Annotated in this window: 8 protein-coding genes; 1 reads left to right on the top strand and 7 read right to left on the bottom strand. The window is 66.4% G+C overall.

The features are described 5' to 3' along the window. Positions 1–91: 91 nt before the first annotated feature. From ACIPVK_RS16450 to ACIPVK_RS16435, 4 genes are all read right to left on the bottom strand, one after another. Positions 92–1,774, bottom strand: coding sequence for a dipeptide ABC transporter ATP-binding protein (locus tag ACIPVK_RS16450; RefSeq protein ID WP_407613053.1), 1,683 nt, complete (start codon positions 1,772–1,774; stop codon positions 92–94). Then, entirely contained in the window at positions 1,771–2,745 is a 975-nt protein-coding gene (locus tag ACIPVK_RS16445) for an ABC transporter permease (RefSeq protein WP_407613052.1), read from the bottom strand. The genes ACIPVK_RS16450 and ACIPVK_RS16445 overlap by 4 nt, the downstream gene beginning before the upstream one ends. Before the next feature lie 2 nt (positions 2,746–2,747). Beyond that, positions 2,748–3,833, bottom strand: a complete 1,086-nt coding sequence (locus ACIPVK_RS16440) for an ABC transporter permease (protein ID WP_407613057.1) — start codon at positions 3,831–3,833, stop codon at positions 2,748–2,750. A 132-nt stretch (positions 3,834–3,965) separates the two neighbouring features. Continuing rightward, the gene (locus ACIPVK_RS16435; protein WP_407613051.1) at positions 3,966–5,603 is read right to left on the bottom strand and encodes an ABC transporter substrate-binding protein; all 1,638 of its coding nucleotides are present in this window, start codon (positions 5,601–5,603) and stop codon (positions 3,966–3,968) included. Positions 5,604–5,830: 227 nt separating this feature from the next. Between ACIPVK_RS16435 and ACIPVK_RS16430 the strand changes: the two genes are divergently transcribed. After that, complete coding sequence (locus ACIPVK_RS16430) at positions 5,831–6,196, top strand: hypothetical protein (RefSeq protein ID WP_407613050.1); 366 nt, start codon at positions 5,831–5,833, stop codon at positions 6,194–6,196. A 225-nt stretch (positions 6,197–6,421) separates the two neighbouring features. Here the strand turns inward: ACIPVK_RS16430 and ACIPVK_RS16425 are convergent, their stop codons facing one another. From ACIPVK_RS16425 to ACIPVK_RS16415, 3 genes are all read right to left on the bottom strand, one after another. Then, on the bottom strand, positions 6,422–7,042 hold the full coding sequence (locus tag ACIPVK_RS16425; protein WP_407613049.1) for a dihydrofolate reductase family protein: 621 nt from the start codon (positions 7,040–7,042) through the stop codon (positions 6,422–6,424). Positions 7,043–7,234: 192 nt separating this feature from the next. Next, complete coding sequence (locus ACIPVK_RS16420; RefSeq protein ID WP_407613056.1) at positions 7,235–7,615, bottom strand: VOC family protein; 381 nt, start codon at positions 7,613–7,615, stop codon at positions 7,235–7,237. A 284-nt stretch (positions 7,616–7,899) separates the two neighbouring features. After that, positions 7,900–8,388 (bottom strand): GNAT family N-acetyltransferase, encoded by a 489-nt coding sequence (locus ACIPVK_RS16415; protein ID WP_407613048.1) that lies wholly within the window; start codon positions 8,386–8,388, stop codon positions 7,900–7,902. Positions 8,389–8,424 lie beyond the last annotated feature (36 nt).

Raw genomic sequence — 8,424 nt, 5'->3', positions numbered from 1 at the left:
CGCCCCCCGCCCCCCCCCCCCCCCCCCCCCCCCCCCCCCCCCCCCCCCCCCCCCCCCCCCCCCCCCCCCCCGCCGGGGTTCCCCCCCCTGCTCAGACCGCCTTGAGGAACGCCTCGCGGCGCACCGCCTGCTCCACCGGGTCCGGCACCGGCAGCGAGGCGATGAGCCTGCGGGTGTATGGGTGCTGCGGGTCGCCCATGACCTGGTTGCCGATGCCCTCCTCGACGAGCTTGCCGCGGTAGAGCACCCCCACCCAGGTGGAGAGCATGTCGACCACGGCCAGGTCGTGGGAGATGAACAGGGCCGCGAAGCCCAGCTCGGACTGCAGCTCCTTGAACAATTCCAGCACCTTGGCCTGCACCGAGACGTCCAGGGCGCTGGTCGGCTCGTCGGCGATCAGCAGCTTCGGGTCCAGCGCCAGGGCCCGGGCCAGCGAGGCACGCTGGCGCTGCCCGCCGGAGAGCTCGTGCGGGAAGCGGGCGGCGAACGCGGCCGGCAGCTGCACCGCCTCGAGCAGCTCGTCGACCCGCCTGCGGGCGGCCCGGGCATCGAGCGCCTTGTGCACCAGCAGCGGCTCGGCAACGCATTCGCCGATGCTCAGCTGCGGGTTGAAGCTGGCCGCCGGATCCTGGAACACGAACCCGATGTCCTGGCGCAGCTTCTTGAAGCTGCGCTCCTTGAAGTCGAGCATCTCGTAGCCGAAGACCTTCAGCGAACCGGAACTGACCTTGTTCAGCCCGGCGATGGCCCGGCCGATGGTGGTCTTCCCGGACCCGGACTCGCCCACCAGCCCGTAGACCTCCCCCGCGCAGATTTGCAGCGAGACGTCGTCGACGGCCGTGAACGAGGGCGTTCCCAGGCGCCCGGGATAGACGATGGAAAGGTTGGTGGCTTGGACCAGCACCTCCTTGTCCTGTCCGGAGCGGGAGGTCATCCCGGCCGAGGCGGAGTTCCTGCCCAGGTGCGGCACCGCCGCCAGCAGCGCCTTGGTGTAGTCCTGGCGCGGGTTGGCGAAGAGCTCGGCGCTCGGCGCGCTCTCCACGATCTTGCCCTGGTACATCACCACCACCCGGTCCGCCAGGTCCGCGACCACCCCCATGTTGTGGGTGATCAGCACGATCCCGGTGTTGAAGTCGTCGCGCACCTCGCGCAGCAGCTCCAGGATCTCTGCCTGCACCGTGACATCCAGCGCCGTGGTCGGCTCGTCCGCGACGATCAGCGCCGGGTTCAGGGCCAGGGCCGCGGCGATGATGACGCGCTGCTTCTGCCCGCCGGAGAACTGGTGCGGGTAGTAGTTGACCCGCTTCTCCGGCTCCGGGATGCCGACCTTGCGCAGCACCTCGATGGCGCGGGCCTTGGCCTCCCTGCGCCCGACCTTGCCGTGGGCGCGGATGCCCTCGGCGATCTGCCAGCCCACGGTGTACACCGGGTTCAGCGCGGTGGAGGGCTCCTGGAACACCATGGAGACCTCGTCCCCGCGCACCGCGCGCAGCTCGCGGGCGCCCAGGGTGAGCATGTTGCTGCCCTTGAGCACCACGGCCCCGCGGGCCACCGCGGTCTCGGCGAGCAGCCCCAGGATGGTGCGGGCCGTCACCGACTTGCCCGAGCCGGATTCGCCGACCACCGCGACGACCTCGCCGGCGGCGACCTCGAAGCCGACGCCGCGCACCGCCGGGACTTCCCCGGCGTCGGTGGTGAAGGTGACCTCGAGGTCCTTGATTTCCAGGACCGTGCCGTCGGCGCGGCCGATCACGTCCTTGCGGTGTGCGTTCATGCTGTGGCCTTTCCGCCGCGACGCTTTGCTTTTCGGCGCATCCGCAACCGCGGGTCCGCCAGGTCGTTCATGGATTCGCCCACCAGGGTCAGGCCGAGCACCGTGAGCACGATGGCGGCGCCCGGGAAGACGCCGGTCCACCAGATGCCGCTGGTGGCGTCGCTGAGCGCGCGGTTCAGGTCAAAGCCCCACTCGGCGGCCTTGGTCGGTTCGATGCCGAAGCCCAGGAAGCCCAGGCCCGCCAGGGTCAGCAGCGCCTCGGAGGCGTTGAGCGTGAAGATCAGCGGCAGCGTGCGGGTGGCGTTTCGGAAGATGTGCTTGGCCATGATCCGCACGTTCGAGGCGCCGACGACCTTGGCGGACTCGACGAAGGGCTCGGCCTTCAGCCGCACGGTCTCGGCGCGGATCACCCGGAAGTACTGCGGGATGAAGACCACGGTGATGGAGATCGCCGCGGCCATGATGCCGCCCCACAGGCTCGATTGGCCCTTGGAGATCACGATCGACATCACGATGGCCAGCAGCAGCGAGGGGAAGGCGTAGATGGCATCGGCCAGCACCACCAGCACCCGGTCCAGCCAGCCGCCGATGTACCCGGAGACCAGGCCCAGGATCACGCCGAGGAAGATGGAGAAGACCACGGCGACCACGATCACCGCGACGGCGGTCTGGGCGCCCCAGAGGGTGCGGGAGAAGACGTCGAACCCGCCCACCGTGGTGCCCCAGAGGAACCTGCCGCCGGGGGCGGCCTGCGTGGGGAAGTTTCCCTCGGCGTCGGAGGCCTGGGCATACCCGTAGGGTGCCAGCACCGGGGCGAAGATCGCCGCCAGCAGGAAGAGGGCGGTCAGCACCAGGCCCGCCACCAGCATTCCGCGCTGCAGCCCGGCGCTCATCCGGTAGTGGGAAATGATCGGCAGCCGCGTCCACAGCGGCTTCCTGGCCCCGAGGGCCGTCAGCGTTGTTGTGCCCATGGCTAGAACCTCACTCGGGGGTCGATGAGCGCGGCAATGATGTCCACGATGAAGTTGGTGAGCGCGACGATGACCGCCAGCAGCACCACGATGCCCTGCACGGCCACGAAGTCGCGGGCCGTGAGGTATTCGGCCAGCTGGAAGCCCAGGCCCTTCCACTCGAAGGTGGTCTCGGTGAGCACCGCGCCGCCGAGCAGCAACGCGATCTGCAGGCCCATGACCGTGATGATCGGGATCAATGCCGGGCGGTAGGCGTGCTTGGTGAGGAGCCGGTATTCGGAGACCCCGCGCGAGCGGCCGGCCTCCACGTATTCGCGGCCCAGGGTGCCGATGACGTTGGTGCGCACCAGACGCAGGAACACCCCGGCGGTCAGCAGGCCCAGGGCGACGGCGGGCAGGATCGCGTGCTCGATGACGTCGGATGCCGCGGCCATGTTCCCGGAGCGCAGCGCGTCAAGCAGGAAGATGCCGCTGGGGTTCTGCAGCCTGGTCAGGGCGAGTTCTGCGCTGATGCCGGCCCGGCCGGCAATCGGCAGCCAGCCCAGCCAGACCCCGAAGACGAGCTTGAGCAGCAGCCCGGCAAAGAACACCGGGGTGGCGTAGCAGAGGATCGCGAAGACGCGCAGGATCGCGTCGGGCCAGCGGTCGCGCAGCTTGGCCGAGATCAGGCCGAAGGGAATTCCGATCAGCAGGGCGACGACCAGCGAGTTGAAGGCCAGCTCGGCGGTTGCTGCGCCATAGGTGGCCAGCACCTCGGTCACCGCGCGGTTGTCGGTGAGGGTCCGGCCGAAGTTGCCGGTGAACACCTGTCCGAGGTACTCGAAGTACTGGATGAGGACCGGGCGGTCGTAGCCCGCGGCGGCGATGCGCTCGGCCAGCTGGTCGGGTGTCAGGCGGCCGCCGAGGGCGGCGGTGATCGGGTCTCCGGTGACGCGCATCAGGAAGAACACGAGTGTCACCAATATGAAGATGGTGGGGAAGATCAGCAGGAAGCGTGTGACGAGGTAACGTACAAAGCTGCCTCCTGCCTTGGTTGCCGTTGCTGCCGGTGTCGGTGGTGGCGACTCGGCTTCGGCGAGGTCGGTCATGATGGCCATTGATGGTGCGTCCTAGCTAGGTTGGGGCTGTGGGCGGCGGGCCCGGACATGGCCCGCCCCGGCTCCCCTCCGTGGGAGGGGAACCGGGGCCGGGGTGTCGGCGGAACCCGCCGGGGTGGGTGGCTACTTGGAGATGACACCCAAGCGGAACTTGAACGACGGGTCGAGTGTCTTCTCGACACCCGAGACGTCGGCTCCCGCGACGGCAACCTGCGCACCCTGCAACAGCGGGATGGTGGAGAGGTCGCCGGCGACCTTGGTCTGGATTTCCTCGATCAAGGCGGTGCGCTTGGCAGCGTCGGTTTCCACGCGCTGTTCGCTGATCAGCGTGTCCACTTCCTTGTTGTCATAGGCGTTGCCCAGGAAGTTGTTCTTGGCGAAGAACGGACTCAGGTAGTTGTCGGCATCCGAGTAGTCCGGGTACCAACCGAGCTGGTAGGACGGGTAGTCGGTGACGCGCGACTTCTGGTAGGTCACCCATTCGGTGGACTGCAGATCGACCTTGAACAGGCCGCCCTTTTCCAGCTGGCTCTTGACCAGGGCGTATTCGTCGCCCGAGCTGGGGCCGTAGTGGTCGGGGTTGTACTGGAGCTTCAGGTCGACCGGGGCGCTGACCCCTGCAGCCTCGAGGACCGCCTTGGCCTTGTCCAGCGACGGCTTCCCGTCTTCGCCGTACATGTCCTTGAGCGGTTCGATGGCTCCGGTGAAGCCCTGCGGCACGAAGGAGTACGCCGGCAGGTACGTGCCCTTGTAGACGCCAGTGGCAATCGCCTCGCGGTCAACGAGGTTGGCCGCCGCCTGGCGAACGGCCAGTGCCTTGGCCGGATCGGCGTTGTCGGTCTTGGCGCCGAACGGCATGATGTCGAAGTTGAAGACGATGTAGCGCAGCTCGCCGCCCGGGCCCGTGAGGACCTTGACCTTGGAGTCCTTGCCCAGGTCCTCCACGTCGGTGGGCGAAAGTGCGCGCCAGGCGACGTCGATGTTGCCCTGCTGCACGTCGAGCTTCAGGTTGTTGGAATCCGCGTAGTACTTGATGTTGGCAGCGCTGTTCGCCGGGGCTTCCAGCAGGCCCTTGTAGCCGTCATAGGGCTTGAAGGAAACCAGCGAATTCTTCGCGTAGCTCTCGATCGTGTACGGTCCGGCAAAGGACTTGCCGGCGATGATGTCCTCATCGGGGAGGACCTTGTCGGCGGGGAAGACCTCGTCGTCGACGATGGGGCCCACGGGGCTGGTGAGCACCTGCGGGAAGGTCTGGTCGTTGCCGCGCTTGAGCTTGAACACCACGGTGGTGGCATCCGGGGCCGAAACGCTGTCGAGGTTGCCCAGCAGGGAGGACGGCCCGTTGGGATCGGCGATCTTTACCTGGCGGTCGAACGTGTGCTTGACGTCCTTGGAGTCAAGGGCGGTGCCACTGGCCCATTTCAGGTCGGCCTTGAGCTTGACGGTGTATTCGGTTGGCGTGGTGAACTCGGCCGATTCCGCGATGTCGTTCACCGGGTCCGCCGAGCCGGGGACCGAGTTGAGCAGGAACGGGAAGATCTGGTTCATGACCATGAACGAACCGTTGTCGTAAGAGCCTGCCGGGTCGAGCGTGGTGACCTTGTCCGTGGTTCCCACGGTGATCGGGCCACCGGCTGGGGCGGATTCGCCTCCGGTGCCGGCGCCTGGTGTTTCGGCCGGACCGGTGCACCCGGTCAGGGCCAGGGCGGAGATGCCGATAACGGCTGCGGCGAGGCGCATCCCGTTTTTCTTGCGGGCCATGAGCATTCCTTATCTGTCAGCGAGCATGTGAGGTGATAGAAAACACATGCTTCATACAGCTTAGGTGATCATCGTCACTACGCACCACCGCCTGCCTCATTGGACCGAATTGAAATGAAAATGCAACCAGCTGCCCGCCCGATTCCACCCCCGCGGCACCCGAGGCCCCTTCCCGCCCATCCCCCTCCGTCCCCGCTCCCCGGCGAAGTGGCCTAGGGTTAAGCACGATGATGACACGAAGAGACGCTGCGATTGCGTTGGATATCCCCATGGAAATGGCCAAGCGGCACGGCATCCCGCCGCGCCTGAGCGAGGCCGCATTCGCCGAAATGAACGCCAATCCCCCGGCTTGGCTGATCCAGTCGCGCGCCAACCGCACCGGCAAGCGCCCCGTCTGGGTGCACCTGACCTGCGCCGTTTGCGGTTTCACCGAGGCCGAACGGCCCAAGAAGTGGTGGCCGGAATTCGACTTCGTGCACTGCGCCGAGCACGGTCCGGCCCAGTTGCCCCGGCTCGAGGCCGGCAAGACGCGCCTGGAATACCCGGACATCACCCCACGCATGTACGGAATCGTCGACGAGGCCAAGGCCTAGCCGCACCTGTTGCAATTCAACGTCCCGTCTTCCGTCCCGCCTCCCGCGGGGCCGAAGGCGGGACGTTTGCGTGTGGCATGCGGCACGCGGAGCGTGAGAACGTGCCGTCGAGTGCGCCCCCCGAGCCGCAGGAACCCGGGATGAGCGAGAAGGGTCTCTGGCCCCGAAGGTGCCGCTGAAAACAAGCCAACCGTTCATGGCGGTCTGCGACGGGGCCGAGCGGGGCTATCGCTCGCTGTCGATGGCGTTGGCCGCGTTTCCCGTTTCCGGAGGTCCCTCGAGTCGCCTGTAGCGGACCAGCATCACACCGCTCTTGAAGGATCTCGGCGGCTCGACCAATTCGAAGCGGGTGGGTGCCGTGCCGGCCGGAAAAAGCCGCTTTCCCTCCCCGATCACGACCGGGCAGACCCACAGGTTCACCCGGTCAACCAGGCCTTCGCGAAACAGGGTCTGCAGGAGGTTCGCGCTTCCCCAGGTGTGGATCTGTTCGTGCCGCTGCCGCAGGTCGCGAACCTCCCGCGCGGCATCGGCGACCTGCGTGCTGGTGGCCCAGGTCAATTCCGGTTTGCCGCGGGATGCCACGTACTTGGGCACCCGGTTGAAGACGCTACCGATCTCGTCGCTCGCGCTCGGCCAGTAGCAGCGGAAGATGTCGTATGTCGTCCGGCCCAGCAGCAGCGCGTCGGATGCCTGCACGTCCCGTACCAGCACGTCGGATGACTCCTGGTCCCAGAATGGACGCTCCCATCCGGCGTACTCGAAGTCCCCGTCTTGTTCGTTTGGGCCACCATTGGCCTGGATCACGCCGTCAAGCGTGATGTTCATATTGACGTGTAGCTCGCCCATGATGCCGTTCCCCTGATCATTCGCGTAGTGTCCACCGGACCACCCTTGCAGCCAGTATCCGACCGGCGTCTCGAATCGACAACAGGCCTTGCTGGTCTCTTTCGGGGGTACCGCTGCGACTTTGCCATTCACATGGCCCAAGGCCATTGCGCTGCTGCTGACGAATGATCCTGGCTTCAGGTCAGGGGTTTCTCAATGTTGGTTCTTGACGTCCTGCACGGACCGCGACAGCAGGCAGAACTCATTTCCCTCGGGATCGCTCAAGACGACCCAGCTGACATCCGCTCCCTGGCCCACGTCCGTCCGCTTCGCGCCAAGGGCGAGCAGTCGCTCAAGCTCCTCGGCCGTGGACACGCCATCCGCCCGCAGGTCGAAATGCAGCCGGTTCTTCACGGTCTTGCCCTCGGGCACCGCAAAAACATCGATGGAAGGCCAGGTTTCATCTTTTGGCGCGATGCTGATTCCATCGCTGTCCTCTTCGACAATGTGCCAGTCCAAGACGGCGCACCAGAAATCGGCCACCACCCGCGGCCTGATCGCATCGATGGCAACGGCAGCTATACGACTGGGCATGGGACCACAGTAGACCAGGACATGCGGCCATGGACAGGTCCACCACTTCACGATTCCACTTCGGGTCAAGAGCGTCTTGGGAGCATCACTTGAACGATTCACCCGCGGCAGCGCCGGCCCACCACCGCGTACATGAGTCGTGGCGCCAGACAACCGCGGACCGGGCCGACACGTATGCGCCTTCGGTCCAGGGGGCATGGGTGGCCACGATTCAGGGTACCCCCGTCGGACGGTTTGTGGCGCGGAAGACCTGAACCTGGACGTGGTTCCGCCAGCCTGGCTGCCTACGGCTTGGCAGGCACGAGGGTGTAGCGGTCAAGCCCGCATTCGCCCGCCTCATGTTGGAAGCCGCGTCGGGTGAGCAGCTTGGCGGAAACGGTGTTGGCAGGGTCCACGCGGGCAAAGAGTTCCCGGGAATCGTAAACCTCGGGAATCGTGGTCAGCGCGCCATCGAGCATGGAACCGGCAATGCCGCGGCCCCAGTGTTCCGGTGACACCCAGTATCCGATCTCGATGCCGTCGTCCTTGCGGGTGGAGACCACGATGCCGACGCGATTTCCTGTTTCCGTCGCCAGGAACCAGCGGGATGATCCCGCGAGATCGAGGGCCTCCTCCGCAAGCGCTGCACGGACGCGGTCCTCGATGGTTTGCCGGTCCCAGGGCCGACCGTCCCCAATGAAGCGAGTGACGCGCTCGTCGGAGGCCATGCCGGCGAAAAATGCCGCGTCAGACTCTTGAAATGGCTGCAGGGTAACGGAAGGAAGTTGCGGCATTGAAACCCTTTCGGAGTTGGCGGGGACTTGGCCAAC

This window comes from Paeniglutamicibacter sp. MACA_103 (genome assembly GCF_045798555.1).
Lineage (GTDB): Bacteria > Actinomycetota > Actinomycetes > Actinomycetales > Micrococcaceae > Paeniglutamicibacter.
The sequence above is the reverse complement of the archived record's forward strand: the minus strand, read 5'-3'. Positions and strand labels throughout refer to the sequence as shown.